The sequence below is a fragment of the Candidatus Methylomirabilis limnetica genome, assembly GCF_003044035.1.
Lineage (GTDB): Bacteria > Methylomirabilota > Methylomirabilia > Methylomirabilales > Methylomirabilaceae > Methylomirabilis > Methylomirabilis limnetica.
Genome location: NZ_NVQC01000028.1, coordinates 1 through 12,520 on the forward strand (window position 1 = coordinate 1; position 12,520 = coordinate 12,520).

Below are 12,520 nucleotides of genomic sequence, written 5' to 3' on the forward strand. Positions count from 1 at the left end.
TACGGGTTATCCAACGCCGTGCGTATGGGCTGCGGGATGAAGAATATCTGAGGCTGAAAATACTCACGTCCATGCTCCCGGCACTCTGAAAAACATGAAATTCACCCACTCGATTACGCGAAGAGCCTTTTTTATAGGTCCTCATTCAGGTGACGATAGGAATCATGAGAGGGGTCTCCGCTCACTCTCCCTGTGCCCAGTTAACACAACAGCCATTATGAGACCTCGATGCCGCCCCCACCGGACGATAGCCGCCCGGGCTGGCCCGCGGGGGCACAGATGTAATGGAGATTACAACCACTGACCTGCACTAGCGTCGGAATGCTTGGCTGGTTTCAATCGGAATGGATGGCAGACATGATCGGAATGTGTACCTCCGCCGTGGCGCGGGCAAGTCAATATGGATAGTAGAATTAACACAACTCCGACACAATTTCTCACTGCCGCGCCTGAGTTGGACCACATCGGAAACTATAGCTTGGCGATGTTAGAGAGGAGGTAATGGTGGGCAGGGGCGGAATTGAACCGCCGACACCAGGATTTTCAGTCCTGTGCTCTACCAACTGAGCTACCTGCCCAAAATCGGAAAGGGGATGAGCCGTTCACGGAAAGACCCTTCTTTCTAGCACCGCGAAGCTCTTTTGTCAAGGAGTGCAGTTCCTTAGAAAATCCCCCCCGCCTGTATCCTCCCCCTCCGAGGGGGGAGGAGTCCGCGTAAGGTGAGGATGGGGGGGTGAAGATGCCTTTTCGTGCGCCGTGGTCCGGCGTAATTTCATGGGGTATTGCTGGTACACGGACTTATGCAAAAGCATCACAGGCCCAGGTCCGTCGCTTGCGGCGTTGGGCCGGAGTAGTCGTAGAAACCACGGCCCGACTTCCGCCCATGATAGCCGGCGATAACCATTTTCTTCAGAAGTGGTGGTGGCGCATACCGCTGTTCCCAATACTCCTCGAACATGATGTTAGCGATGGCGTAGGTCGTATCAAGGCCAACAAAATCAGCCAGCTCCAAAGGACCCATCGGATGGTTGCAGCCGAGCCTCATCGCCTTGTCGATATCTGCCGTAGACGCGACACCCGCCTCTAACGCTCGAATAGCATCCAACAGGTACGGCACCAGCAGGCGGTTCACGATGAAACCGCAGTTATCTTTTGCCGCAACCGGTTCCTTGCCGAGTGACGTGGCAAAATCGGAGACGATCTGAAAGGTCTCTGCGCTGGTGCGAATGCTCCGGACCACCTCCACCAGCTTCATCAGCGGAACGGGATTGAAAAAATGCAGGCCGACGAATCGGTCGGTCCGCCCAGTTACAGAGGCCAGCGCCATGATGCCGATGCATGAGGTGTTGCTGGCAAAGATGGTGCTCGGCGGACAGAGGCGATCCAGTGCCCGGAATAGATCCTGCTTCAGCGGCAGATCCTCGGTGATCGCCTCGATGATCAGGTCGGCCCCGCTCAGCTCTTCCAGGGCGAGTGTCCACCTGATCCGCTCAAGGAGCGCGGCCTGTTCCTCGACGGTCATCCGTCCCTTTTCAACCGCCCGTTGCAGCCTGCCGTCGATCGCCTGCCTTCCCTTGTCCAAAAAGCGCTGCTCCGCCTCCCTGACAATGACGGCGTAGCCTCCCTGCGCAACGACCTGCGCGATGCCAGACCCCATGATACCGGCACCGATAACTCCAACGGTCTTAATGCTCGTCATAGACGCTCCCATCGCTTACGACGGCGTTCCCGCTTTCCGGCGACGCCACTCGGCAAGTCTTCGGCCGATCTCGGCTTCGAGCCCGCGGTCAGTAGGCCGGTAGTAGATCCGGCCTTTCAACTGTTCAGGCAGGTAGTCCTGAAGCGCGATGGCCTGCGGGAGATCATGGGGATACTGGTAACCGGCGCCGTACCCCTGTTCCTTCATCAGGGAAGTTGGGGCATTCCGCAGGTGTAATGGCACCCCTTCGAGCGGCGCTTGCTCTACATCGCCTTGCGCCTTACCGAAGGCCACATAGATGGCATTCGATTTGGGCGCGGTGGCGAGGTACACCACGGCCTGGGCCAGTGCCAGATCACCTTCGGGTGAACCGAGGAAATGATAGGCGTCCTTGGCCGCCAGCGCTACGTGTAAGGCCTGTGGATCGGCATTGCCGACATCTTCCGACGCGAATCGGACCAGGCGTCTGGTAATGTACATCGGCTCTTCGCCCGATGCCAGCATGCGGGCAAACCAATAGAGGGAGGCATCAGGATCGCTGCCCCGCAGGCTCTTGTGCAGGGCGGAGATCAGGTTGTAATGCTCTTCCCCGGCCTTGTCGTAGCGCAGCACCCGCCTTCCTGACGCTTCCTGGGCCATCTTCAAGGTCAATCGCTTGCTCCCATCGGGCTGCTCATCTACCATCTGCGCCGCCAGCTCCAAGGTGTTCAGCGATACGCGGGCGTCCCCCGAGCCGAGCCCCGCGATGAAGCGTAGCGCCTCGTCATCGGCCTCGATGTGAAGGTGACCGAGCCCCCGCTCCTGATCGCCGAGTGCGTGCCGGAGGATGACCATCAACGCTTCCTCCGCCAGCGGGTGAAGTGTCACGACCTTCGCACGGGACAGGAGGGCAGCAATAACCTCGAACGATGGATTCTCGGTGGTGGCTCCGATCAGTACGATCGTTCCCCCCTCCACGTGGGGGAGGAAGGCATCCTGCTGGGCTTTGTTGAAACGATGAATCTCATCGATGAATAGGAGCGTCCGCCTGCCATAGGCGCGCTCTTGCTGGGCGCGAGCGATCACCTCTTTGATCTCCTTGATCCCGGAGGTGACGGCCGAGAACGGACAGAAGGTCGCCTTGCACCGATCCGCTAGTAGAAAAGCGAGGGTCGTCTTGCCTGAACCGGGCGGGCCCCACAGGATCAGCGACGGCAGTTCTCCCGCCTCCATGGCCCTCCGGAGGAACTTCCCTTCTCCGAGTAGGTGCTCCTGCCCGACGAACTCCTGGAGCGTCCTCGGGCGCATCCGGTCCGCAAGCGGCGCTGGAACCTTTTGGGATGGGGTGGGCAATCGTTCAAAAAGATCCGGTGTCATCTTCCGCTACCGCCTTGAGCTCATCCAAAATCCGGCGAGTCGCCTTTGCCGGATCGGTTGCTGCCGTGATCGGCCGGCCGATCACCAGGTAGTCCGCGCCTGCGACGGTCGCATCGTGAGGCGTCATAACCCGGCGTTGGTCATCGGCTGCAGCCCATGCCGGACGGATGCCTGGGATGACGAGGCACAACGACGGTCCCAACGTGGCCCGCAGCAAGCCGATTTCGTGAGGTGAAGCCACAACGCCATCCAACCCGGCCTCCTGCGCGAGCGAGGCAAGACGAACGACCTGCGCCGTAAGATCGAGCTTGCTGCCGACAACCTCTTCAAGGCCTCGCGAGTCCAGGCTGGTGAGCACTGTCACCGCCAACAGCCGCATGGGAGAGCCGCTTGCAGCGACGGCTGCCGTTGCCGCCTGCAGCATCGACCGTCCGCCGGAGGCGTGGAGCGTACACATCGCCGCCCCGAGCCTTGCGGCCTCGCGGACCGCTCCGGCCACGGTGTTCGGGATGTCGTGCAGCTTCAGATCCAGAAAGACCGCTCCGCCCCGCTGCCTTACCACCTCTACCGCCAGAGGACCCTCAGCCGTAAAGAGTTGGAGGCCCACCTTGAAGAGTGTCACCGTCGGATACAGTTGCTCAACCAGCGCAGAGGCTGAAGCCAGGTCTCCCACATCCAGGGCCACGATCAGTTCGGGTGTCTTATGCATACCATCGCTTTACTGCTTAGGGGTTTAGGCTGAAGGCTGAAGGCTGAAGTATTCTGACAGCCATCCACCTTCAGCCTTCAGCCTATCTACCTAAACGCTGCTCCTTTACACATCCAGGCGCATCAGGTCTTCCGCCAGGATCACCTCACCGTCAAAGACCTTCTTGCAGGGGGTGACGAGATCGTACGCCTCGCAGGTCGGGTAAAAGTGCGTCAGAACCAGTCGGCGGCAGCCGGACAGGGCCGCGATCTGGCCAGCCTCCGTCGGGGTCAGATGGCCCTTCATCGGCTGTTCATCAGGGGCAGAGCACTCCAGGACAAGCAGGTCCGCCCCCTTGGCCGCCTCGATCATCGCGTCACAATAGGTCGTATCGCCGGAGAAGACCAGGCTCTTGCCATCGGCCGACTCGATCCGGTAGCAGAGGCTATGCTGAAGGTGCACCACCTCACGAGGAATCACCCGGAACCCTACGCCTTCCGTAACCTCCTGGAGCGTCTCAGTGAGTACCAACTCGTACGTCTTTGCAGCGATCCAGTCGCCGTACAGATGGATCAGGCCTTCGTAAAAGGCCAGAAATCCCTTTGGGCCTGTGAGGTGCAGCGGCTTAGTCCGTCGCCAGATCGGATTCCTGAGGGCGAACAGGAGCGGGACCAGATCACCGGTGTGATCCGGATGAAGATGGGTGTAGAAGACTCGGTCCAGTTCAGTGACCGAAATCTCCGCCTTGAGGAGTCTCGGCAGCGTGCCCGATCCGCCGTCGAACAGAAGCGAGGAACCAGCCACCTCGACCAAAAGGCCGGGTGATCCCCGTATGAGGCTTGGAATGGCGGTCCCGGAGCCAAGGATCGTGAGCTGCATGGCGTCACGATACCATGAAGCCTGGGCATTGACAAGGGAGGGCAGGATGGAGAGAAGGGTTAGGTGAACAGGGCGTGGAGGCGTATAGAATGGGGCTTAGGCCCTTCGCGCACCTGGCGCTCCCATCTGGCGATTACGAGCGAGGCTTGCGAGAGCTGACGGTAGCCAGCGAGACTGGTACCGTAGCCCTACCGCAAGGAGACGACACGCTAAACCTTACCAGTCACCGGGCCGGAGGAGAATACTGAATCGCCCTAGTTTAACCCTACCCACCTACTGACCATGCTGAGAGGGGTATTCACGCGATTATTACTTACTACCCCCTTTGCTCAGGGTTGTAAGCTGCTCCTGGGTGAGGGCCTGCCGTATCGTCTTATGAAATTTGATCTGTGACAGAAGCACCTCTTTATCGGCTGCTCCAAGTTGGTTGACCACCTGGTCAATATCCTTGTCCGACGCCTTCTTGTCAAAGATCAAGCTCACCAGCTTCTTTCGAAGATCCAACATCTTCTGCTCACTCGCGCCCAGCGCTGCCATCCGATCCTTCTTGGCCGCCTCAAGCTTAGTATGCTGATCGGCCGAAAGCCCTAGATTTTGGAAAGGGTCTGACTCCTTGGGCTGCTCCTTTTGAGCCGAAGCCATGCCCCCTCCGATCAGCATCGTTGTCGTCAGCAGTCCAATCCCCAATCTTTTCCACGTACTCATACGGTTCTCCCCTTTCCGTTAGGCCTGTCCCCGTATGCTTAAAGCGGGGACAGGATAACCCATCGCCAAACAACAACAAAGCGCAGTGCACTACTACTACTGTTCACCTTTCTTCTCGGCAGCGCGCCGATAGAGCCGCTCATATTCTCGGGCAGAGCGATCCCAGGTGAAGTCAGCGGTCATGGCATTCGTGATCAGCCGAGGCCACAGGGCTTTCTCAGGATACAAGGCCAAAGCCTGCCCGATGGCCTGCAGAAAAGCAGTCGTGGTCGATTTCTCAAACCTGAATCCGTTCCCCTCCCCCGTCACGGGATCGAACTGGACAATGGTGTCGTCCAGCCCACCTGTGGCGCAGACAACCGGAATCGTTCCGTAGGCCAAACTGTACATCTGATTCAGACCGCACGGTTCATACCGCGATGGCATCAGGAAGATATCGGCGCCGGCTTCAATCTGATGCGACAACGGGATGTCGAAGCCGATCTGGACGGCCAGCTTGGCCGGATACTTGGCCGCTGCCTCACGAAAGGCCACTTCGAGTTCCTTCTCACCGCTCCCTAGCAGGACGAGTTGCAGGTTCATCGCCATCAGCGGCTCCAGGATGTCGCGCAGCAGGTCGAGCCCCTTCTGCCCAGCCAGCCTGGAGATCACGGCTAACAGCGGCACAGTGGCCTTGACCGAGAGCTTAAATCGTTGCTGGAGATCCGCCTTACATCGGGCCTTTCCGGCAAGGTCATCGACCGTGTAGTGAGCAGCGATGTGAGGATCGCTGGCCGGGTTCCATTCCTCGGGATCGATCCCATTTAATACTCCGAAGAGATCGCTCTTCCGCTCTCTGAGGATGCCGTCCAGACCGAACCCACGCTCTGCGGTCTGGATCTCCTGGCTATAGCGACGGCTTACGGTGGTGAGCAGGTCGGCGAAGAGCAACCCGCCTTTCAGCAGATTGCCCTTCCCATAAAACTCGAGGCCCGCCGGCGTGAATAGCTCCAGCGGCAACAGCAACCTCGGCAGCACCTCCGGCGGGAAGAGACCCTGGTAACCCATGTTGTGGATAGTAAAGACGGTCGCGGTCTGCTGGAAAAAGGGGTCAGTTTGGAGGGTGGTCTTCAGGTAAACAGGGAGCAACGCCGTCTGCCAATCGTGGGCGTGCAGAACCTCCGGCTGGAAAGAGACCGCTCGGCATACCTCCAAGACCGCCCGGCAGAACAGGGCAAACCGCTCCGCATTGTCCGGGTAATCCTCTGCAGATGGGCTCTGATAGAGGCCAGTACGGTTGAACGAGGGATCGTGGCGAACAAAGTAGACCCGCATCCCGTTTGAGAGGCGCCCCTCAAGCAGATCCACTGCTTGCGGGCCAGAAGTCGCCGGAACCTCGATCCCTTTTGTAACGACATCGAGTCGGTGCCGCTCTACCTCTACGGAGCGGTAGAGCGGCATGATGAGCCGGACATCGTGCCCAAGCCGACTGAGCGCCTTTGGCAGCGCGCCAGCCACATCGCCGAGCCCCCCGGTGTGGGCAAACGGCACGGCCTCAGAAGCCGCAAAAAGAATTTTCACCTGGGCAATCCTGCCCTCTGTACGGCATGTGATAATGAGAAGTGGCGGGGCCGACGGGACTCGAACCCGCGACCTCCGGCGTGACAGGCCGGCGTTCTAACCAACTGAACTACGACCCCGCAAAAAGATGGTGATTAGTGGAGAGCGACGAGTGTCTGAGAAAGGCATCCCATGAAAGCGAATCGCCAAGAACCAATCGCCACAATTTCAGCTCCGCTAAACTTGGTGGTGGGCGAAGAAGGTGTCGAACCTCCGACCCCCTGCTTGTAAGGCAGGTGCTCTCCCGCTGAGCTATTCGCCCGGCTGCAACGCCACTCGCGACAGGATTCGCGGAAGAAACCGTTGCTCAGTATAGCTCATAGAGATTGAGTGTCAAGCCGAAACGCTGTCCAAAGCGGGACAAGATCTTCCAGGCTCCTCCTCGTAAGTGCATCGAAGAGAGGATGAACCATCTGAAGGACCTTCTGGAACGAAGGCCGGAGCGGTCGGCACTCCTACCGATGGGGCTGCCAGGGCAAATCCGACTGGAGCCAACCCGATGGGACATCGGCCGGTACGCTAACTCGCGCAGACCGCCATCGACATCCTGGCACTTATGGAACCGCCCTCCAGGTTGGGGAGCCCGGAGGGCGGTTCAACTGCATTGCGTTGGTGGAGGCGGCGGGAGTCGAACCCGCGTCCGAGAACATGTCGGAAAGAACATCTACGTGCGTAGCCCGTGTATGAATATTCGCCTCTCTTGGCCCCCACAGGCAGGGTCCCGGAGCGGCTAGCTCATGTGGATCTTACCCGCCTCCCCAGAGCACGAGAGGCAAGCCAGCCCGTCTAGTCGGCGCCCAGATCCCACCCGACGAGCGAGGTGGGGTGAACGTGGCCACTCTTAGGCGGCCAGTGCCAATTCGTGGTTGGCAGTTGCTTGTTTTCCCACCTTTTAACGAGGCGATGGGGCCTCGGCACGCAGCCCTTACTCCCTTATCCCCGTCGAAACCGGAGCGCCCCCGCAATAATAAAGCTAACGCTACGTCCAGTTGGGCCTGGAGGTAAAAGACTACTTTTATTCTATGCCGCCTGACTGAAAAAGTCAACAGCTACCGCCGATCCCGATCCGCACGGCCGCGAGTGAGCTGGTCCATCTCTTTCGTCATCGCGCGCTGCTTCAGGGTTTCCCGCTTATCGTACAGCTTTTTCCCACGGGCCAGCGCCAGTTCCAGCTTGATCTTCCGTCGAGTCAGATAGAAACTCAGCGGGATCAAGGTGAGACCCTTTTCTTGGACCTTCCCCACAAACCTGGCGATCTCTATCCTGTTCAGCAGTAGTTTCCGCTTACGGTTCGGGTCCGGGTTAAATCGATTTCCTGCGGTGTAAGGGCTGATGTGACAGTTAAACAGATACGCCTCCTGCCCATCAATGGCGGCATAACTATCTTTCAGGTCAGCCTTGCCATCCCGCAACGACTTCACCTCGGTTCCGGTAAGAACTATACCGGCCTCGATGACCTCCTCGATCTGGTACTCATACCTCGCCCGCCGGTTGGAGCAGAGGATTCTTCTTTCCTGTGTCGATGTCATTTTATGGACTATAGCGTAGCCCAACACTGTGCGGCAAGTGGAATTCCAGGTCCAACTACTTAGGTGTTTAGGCTGAAGGCTGTTAGTCGTTGCGCATGGACCGAATCAAGACAGCCACTTCGTCGGCCAGTTCAAACGCTCCGAGCTTGGTATGATCTCGCATGGCGCGTTCCTACAGTCTAAAAGCCTACAGTCTATCTACCTGAGTAGTTACCTACGTTTAATTACTAAGGTCTTTTTTCCCTTGACAGATCATGGGGGAGTTTGGTAAGAGCTTTCTAGGCGAGTCGGCAAGGACCGATGGTGATCTACTTATTATTAGTGCATTCATTGAGAAAGGGGGGGGCATGACCAAAGCGGAACTAGTGGATAAGATTGCCAAGGATGCGTGCATCACGAAAAAGGCGGCAGAACAAGCCCTGGCCAGTGTCGAGTCAGGGGTGCAGGACTCTCTCAAGAAAGGGAAGAAGGTCACCCTGGTCGGCTTTGGGACGTTCTCGGTGGCTAAGCGAGCGGCCCGGAACGGGCGCAATCCCCAGACCGGTGCTGTCATCAAGATCAAGGCGTGTAAGGTCGTACGCTTCAGGCCGGGAAAGACCTTGAAAACTGTCGTCAACTCTGGCAGGTAAGTGGGGTTTGCTGGTGCCCTGATCTGTCGACTATAGCATGCGACGTCATAGCAGACGACGAAGAGGAGAGACCGTGTCTCTCCTCTTCGTATTTATGAACGCTTGGTAACTGCTCAGGTTGATAGGCTGAAGGCTTTTAGCTTAAACCCCTGGAATTCTCACAAGCGCTTGAGAGTGGTGATCCGGCGCTTGGCTTGCCTCGATGGGCGTCTTGCGGGACCCTTTAGCCTTCCAGGCCCTGGGGATTCGGGGACCGAATCGTCATCTTTTTGAAACTCGCCACCATCCCCTTCTCGGAGTGCGAGATCTATGCGCTCGTGAAACTCCTCGGCCGAGAGGACCAAGGCGCCGGTTCGCGCCACGTCATCTGCCAAAGCCCGATCTGATGTAACCACTACCGCCCCTGAGGGGGCTTTCTCAACAAACCGCACGATGACCTGATCGGCTCGCTCCCCGCGGCGCGAGAAGACCACCTGCAGGCCAGCGGTGAGTCTCACCTGCTCGCTGATCCCGCCCTGTTCCCACCCATCGAAAACGACAGTGATCCGGTGACCCTTCAGGCGTCGGTAGGCGGCTAATGTTGTCAGGAGAGCTTCCCGCCCCTCCTGCAGGTCTCGGCGATCAATGGGGTGAAGTTGAGGGGAGCGGCGGATCACATTATAGCCATCAATCACAATCCACATAAACCAGACCTAGCGCCCTGCCGCACCCGTGGGGGCAGAGCGGATGATATGTAGCAGGGAAGCAACGGCGTCGGCTGGATCGTCCGCCGTCATGATGGCGGAGATCACGGCCGCCCCGTCGGCACCGGCCGCCATCACGGAAGCCGTGTTTGAGGCTGTGATTCCTCCAATGCCCAAGATCGGCAACCGAACCCGCCGCCTCACCTCCTCAAGCCGCGCCATACCAATGGGCGGTCCGTACGCTGCTTTGGATGGCGTCGGGAACAGCGGACCGAGCATGACGAAGTCGGCTCCCCCTCTCTCAGCCTCGATTGCCTCTTCGAGAGAGTGGCAGGAGACGCCGATCAGTCGCGTTGGTCCCAGTAGGGCCCGCGTCTCGGCAGGCGGGAGGCTCGTTCTGGAAAGGTGAATACCGTCGATCGGCAGGGCCAACGTCAAATCGACTCGGTCGTTGATGAGGAGGCAGGCGCCTCGCCCGCGCACAAGCGGGAGGAGTCGCTCAACCAGTTCATAGAGATCTCGCGTAGATAGGTCCTTCTCGCGGAGCTGGATGGCTTTCGCCCCACCGGCAAGCGCGGCCTCGACGACTACCTCAATGGGCCGACCTTTCGTCAGGGATCGGTCTGTTACGACGTACAGACCCCATGAAGACGGGTTTCGGGTTTCGGGTTTCGGGTTTCGGGTTGAAAGAAATGTTCCGGGTTCCACGGGTCGCATACCTAACTCGAAACTCCAAACTCGAAACTCGAAACCTGCCTATCCGATCATGCCTTCGAGTGGGCTTGAGGCGTTGGCGTAGAGCTTCTTCTGTATCCGTCCGGCCAGGTACGCCAATCGCCCGGCAATCATCGCGTGCCGCATCGCTGCCGCCATCGCGACCGGATCTTTGGCGCATGCGATCGCCGTGTTCATCAGGACGCCATCGCATCCCAGCTCCATGGCGATAGAGGCATCCGAAGCCGTGCCCACCCCCGCATCGATAATAATCGGAACCCGCGCCGCCTCGAGGATGATCCTGATGTTGTGCGGGTTTCGTATCCCAAGGCCGGAACCGATCGGGGCGGCAAGCGGCATCACTACGGCTGCACCGGCATCCTCCAACTTCTTCGCCATGACCGGATCGTCGTTGGTGTAGGGCAAGACCACGAAGCCCTCCTTGACCAAGACCTTGGTGGCCTTCAGCAGCTCCTCGGTATCCGGGAAGAGGGTCCGCTGATCGCCGATCACCTCCAGCTTAACCATGTCAGAGAGACCGACCTCCCGGGCCAGCATCGCGGTCTTGATCGCCTCGTCCGCAGTATAGCAGCCGGCAGTATTGGGCAGGAGCGCGAACCGTTTGGTGTCGATATAGTCCAGGAGCGACTCCTGGGTTCGATCCAGGTTCACCCTTCTGACCGCCACCGTTATCATCTCGGCACCCGAGGCCTCATGAGCCTGCTGCATCGTTCGATGGTCCGGGAACTTGCCCGTCCCAACGATGAGCCGCGACCGAAACTCCCTACCGGCAAATTTAAGGGTGTCGCCGTTCTCCATCACATTCTGCTCCAGCACCGTCTCGCTCCTCATTGGGATCCGCCAGCCATGAAGGTGATAATCTCCAGCGTGTCCCCTGCTTGCAGCGCAGTGCTCTCATACAGCTCGCGCTTGATGATCCGCTGATCAAGCTGGACCGCAACCCTGAGCGGGTTGATCTGCAACTCCCCCAGCAACGCGGTAATCGTGGCGCCGTCTGTCGCTTCGAGCTTCTTCCCGTTGACTGTAAGTTCCACTATAAAGCTCTTTCCGATCAAGGAAAGCTATCAGCGGTCAGCTTTCAGCAAAGAGAAGGTTGCTTGTCTTTCTACACCTCGCTGATCGCTAGCTGCTGACTGCTGAACGCTGCTGTATTTTGACCTTAGCCCACGTATGACGACTTGTCAACGCACCATCTTACTCCCGCCCACTGAATGCCGGTGTGCGCTTCTCGATAAAGGCTTGTACTCCTTCGCGAAAGTCCGCAGTCTGGCTGCTCAGCGCGATGAGCTGGGCCTCGTTCTCCATTTGGGTCTCCAGGCTTGCATGGTCGCTCATGAACAGGAGCCGCTTGGCTCGCCCGAGGGCGGGCGTCGGGCCGGCGGCTAGCTCGTTCGCCATGGCGTCTACAACAGTAACAAGCTCAGCGTCTGGCACTACCCGGTTCACCAGTCCCCATTCTTTAGCCTCTTCTGCCGTCAGAACCCGGTTGGTGAATGTCAACTCCATAGCGCGTCGCAACCCCACTAATCGTGGAAGAAAATAACTCGAGCTGGCATCCGGGGTAGCGCCAATTTTCGTATAGGCCATGGTGAATCGAGCAGACTCAGCCGCCACCGCCAGATCGCAGGCCATGACCAAGCCCATCCCGGCGCCGGCGGCTACCCCGCCCACTCCAGCGATGACCGGCTTTGACATACGACAGATGCATGTGATCACGCTGTGAAGAGACATCAACAGCCGTTTTACGTGCAGGGTGATGGTGTTCGTATGTTCGATGAACCCCCTGACATCTCCGCCGGCGCAAAAGGCCTGGCCGGCGCCCATCAGCACCACCGCACGAACTGCCCGGTCCTCGTGGCAGGCGAGGACCACCTCCAGCAGCTCCTCCACCATCTGCCTATTCAGGGCATTGTAACGATCAGGCCGGTTCAGGGTGATATTGGCCACCGAGCCCTTTACCGTGTGGATCAGTGTCTTGTAGGCCATTCTGCCCCCACCAAAGCCTTCAGTCTTCAGCC

The 12,520-nt window shown here is 58.8% G+C and carries 14 protein-coding genes, 3 tRNA genes and 1 other RNA gene; 2 read left to right on the plus strand and 16 right to left on the minus strand.

The annotated features are described in order from the left end of the window. Window positions 1–502 precede the first annotated feature (502 nt). The 5 genes from CLG94_RS10690 to CLG94_RS10710 all read right to left on the minus strand — a co-directional run bounded on the left by CLG94_RS10690 (window position 503) and on the right by CLG94_RS10710 (window position 4,622). Window positions 503–578 (minus strand) — tRNA-Phe (locus CLG94_RS10690). Window positions 579–811: 233 nt separating this feature from the next. Then, window positions 812–1,699, minus strand: a complete 888-nt coding sequence (locus CLG94_RS10695) for a 3-hydroxyacyl-CoA dehydrogenase family protein (RefSeq protein WP_107563404.1) — start codon at window positions 1,697–1,699, stop codon at window positions 812–814. 15 nt (window positions 1,700–1,714) lie between these two features. Beyond that, window positions 1,715–3,055, minus strand: coding sequence for a replication-associated recombination protein A (locus CLG94_RS10700; RefSeq protein WP_107563406.1), 1,341 nt, complete (start codon window positions 3,053–3,055; stop codon window positions 1,715–1,717). Further along, on the minus strand, window positions 3,036–3,764 hold the full coding sequence (gene pyrF, locus CLG94_RS10705; RefSeq protein WP_107563407.1) for an orotidine-5'-phosphate decarboxylase: 729 nt from the start codon (window positions 3,762–3,764) through the stop codon (window positions 3,036–3,038). The genes CLG94_RS10700 and pyrF overlap by 20 nt, the downstream gene beginning before the upstream one ends. A 105-nt stretch (window positions 3,765–3,869) precedes the next feature. After that, window positions 3,870–4,622 (minus strand): MBL fold metallo-hydrolase, encoded by a 753-nt coding sequence (locus CLG94_RS10710; RefSeq protein WP_107563409.1) that lies wholly within the window; start codon window positions 4,620–4,622, stop codon window positions 3,870–3,872. A gap of 89 nt (window positions 4,623–4,711) precedes the next feature. Here CLG94_RS10710 and CLG94_RS13340 point away from each other — a divergent pair, with 89 nt between their 5' ends. Continuing rightward, window positions 4,712–4,870 carry a hypothetical protein gene (locus tag CLG94_RS13340; RefSeq protein ID WP_161954143.1) on the plus strand — a complete coding sequence of 53 codons (159 nt, stop codon included), beginning with the start codon at window positions 4,712–4,714 and terminating at the stop codon, window positions 4,868–4,870. Between the two features lie 61 nt (window positions 4,871–4,931). Here the strand turns inward: CLG94_RS13340 and CLG94_RS10715 are convergent, their stop codons facing one another. The 6 genes from CLG94_RS10715 to smpB all read right to left on the minus strand — a co-directional run bounded on the left by CLG94_RS10715 (window position 4,932) and on the right by smpB (window position 8,455). Then, window positions 4,932–5,327: a Spy/CpxP family protein refolding chaperone gene (locus tag CLG94_RS10715; RefSeq protein ID WP_107563411.1), complete on the minus strand. Its 396-nt coding sequence runs from the start codon at window positions 5,325–5,327 to the stop codon at window positions 4,932–4,934. A 96-nt stretch (window positions 5,328–5,423) separates the two neighbouring features. After that, window positions 5,424–6,887: a glycogen synthase GlgA gene (glgA, locus tag CLG94_RS10720; protein ID WP_107563413.1), complete on the minus strand. Its 1,464-nt coding sequence runs from the start codon at window positions 6,885–6,887 to the stop codon at window positions 5,424–5,426. Window positions 6,888–6,929: 42 nt separating this feature from the next. Next, a tRNA-Asp gene (locus CLG94_RS10725) sits at window positions 6,930–7,006 on the minus strand. A 107-nt stretch (window positions 7,007–7,113) separates the two neighbouring features. Further along, a tRNA-Val gene (locus CLG94_RS10730) sits at window positions 7,114–7,188 on the minus strand. A gap of 348 nt (window positions 7,189–7,536) precedes the next feature. After that, window positions 7,537–7,887: a transfer-messenger RNA gene (ssrA, locus tag CLG94_RS10735) on the minus strand. An 88-nt stretch (window positions 7,888–7,975) separates the two neighbouring features. Further along, window positions 7,976–8,455 (minus strand): SsrA-binding protein SmpB, encoded by a 480-nt coding sequence (gene smpB, locus CLG94_RS10740; RefSeq protein WP_107563415.1) that lies wholly within the window; start codon window positions 8,453–8,455, stop codon window positions 7,976–7,978. A 254-nt stretch (window positions 8,456–8,709) separates the two neighbouring features. Between smpB and CLG94_RS10745 the strand changes: the two genes are divergently transcribed. Continuing rightward, window positions 8,710–9,084, plus strand: coding sequence for an HU family DNA-binding protein (locus CLG94_RS10745; protein ID WP_489752984.1), 375 nt, complete (start codon window positions 8,710–8,712; stop codon window positions 9,082–9,084). Between the two features lie 158 nt (window positions 9,085–9,242). Here CLG94_RS10745 and CLG94_RS10750 read toward each other — a convergent pair whose 3' ends face one another. The 5 genes from CLG94_RS10750 to CLG94_RS10770 form a co-directional block, all read right to left on the minus strand. Next, window positions 9,243–9,767: a YacP-like NYN domain-containing protein gene (locus tag CLG94_RS10750; RefSeq protein WP_107563419.1), complete on the minus strand. Its 525-nt coding sequence runs from the start codon at window positions 9,765–9,767 to the stop codon at window positions 9,243–9,245. Between the two features lie 9 nt (window positions 9,768–9,776). Continuing rightward, window positions 9,777–10,484, minus strand: coding sequence for a thiamine phosphate synthase (gene thiE / locus CLG94_RS10755; RefSeq protein WP_107563420.1), 708 nt, complete (start codon window positions 10,482–10,484; stop codon window positions 9,777–9,779). 39 nt (window positions 10,485–10,523) lie between these two features. Continuing rightward, window positions 10,524–11,300 (minus strand): thiazole synthase, encoded by a 777-nt coding sequence (locus CLG94_RS10760; RefSeq protein ID WP_107563580.1) that lies wholly within the window; start codon window positions 11,298–11,300, stop codon window positions 10,524–10,526. 29 nt (window positions 11,301–11,329) lie between these two features. Then, complete coding sequence (thiS, locus tag CLG94_RS10765) at window positions 11,330–11,536, minus strand: sulfur carrier protein ThiS (RefSeq protein WP_161954144.1); 207 nt, start codon at window positions 11,534–11,536, stop codon at window positions 11,330–11,332. 160 nt (window positions 11,537–11,696) lie between these two features. Then, the gene (locus tag CLG94_RS10770; RefSeq protein WP_107563424.1) at window positions 11,697–12,488 is read right to left on the minus strand and encodes an enoyl-CoA hydratase/isomerase family protein; all 792 of its coding nucleotides are present in this window, start codon (window positions 12,486–12,488) and stop codon (window positions 11,697–11,699) included. Window positions 12,489–12,520: the final 32 nt, after the last annotated feature.

Coding starts and splice junctions, on each gene's coding strand:
- CLG94_RS10695 (WP_107563404.1), bottom strand. CDS start 1,699: ATGACGAGCATTAAGACCGTTGGAGTTATCGGTGCCGGTATCATGGGG.
- smpB (WP_107563415.1), bottom strand. CDS start 8,455: ATGACATCGACACAGGAAAGAAGAATCCTCTGCTCCAACCGGCGGGCG.
- thiE (WP_107563420.1), bottom strand. CDS start 10,484: ATGCGACCCGTGGAACCCGGAACATTTCTTTCAACCCGAAACCCGAAA.
- CLG94_RS10745 (WP_489752984.1), top strand. CDS start 8,710: ATGGGGGAGTTTGGTAAGAGCTTTCTAGGCGAGTCGGCAAGGACCGAT.
- CLG94_RS10700 (WP_107563406.1), bottom strand. CDS start 3,055: ATGACACCGGATCTTTTTGAACGATTGCCCACCCCATCCCAAAAGGTT.
- pyrF (WP_107563407.1), bottom strand. CDS start 3,764: ATGCATAAGACACCCGAACTGATCGTGGCCCTGGATGTGGGAGACCTG.
- CLG94_RS10710 (WP_107563409.1), bottom strand. CDS start 4,622: ATGCAGCTCACGATCCTTGGCTCCGGGACCGCCATTCCAAGCCTCATA.
- CLG94_RS10715 (WP_107563411.1), bottom strand. CDS start 5,327: ATGAGTACGTGGAAAAGATTGGGGATTGGACTGCTGACGACAACGATG.
- CLG94_RS10770 (WP_107563424.1), bottom strand. CDS start 12,488: ATGGCCTACAAGACACTGATCCACACGGTAAAGGGCTCGGTGGCCAAT.
- CLG94_RS10750 (WP_107563419.1), bottom strand. CDS start 9,767: ATGTGGATTGTGATTGATGGCTATAATGTGATCCGCCGCTCCCCTCAA.
- CLG94_RS10760 (WP_107563580.1), bottom strand. CDS start 11,300: ATGGAGAACGGCGACACCCTTAAATTTGCCGGTAGGGAGTTTCGGTCG.
- CLG94_RS13340 (WP_161954143.1), top strand. CDS start 4,712: ATGGGGCTTAGGCCCTTCGCGCACCTGGCGCTCCCATCTGGCGATTAC.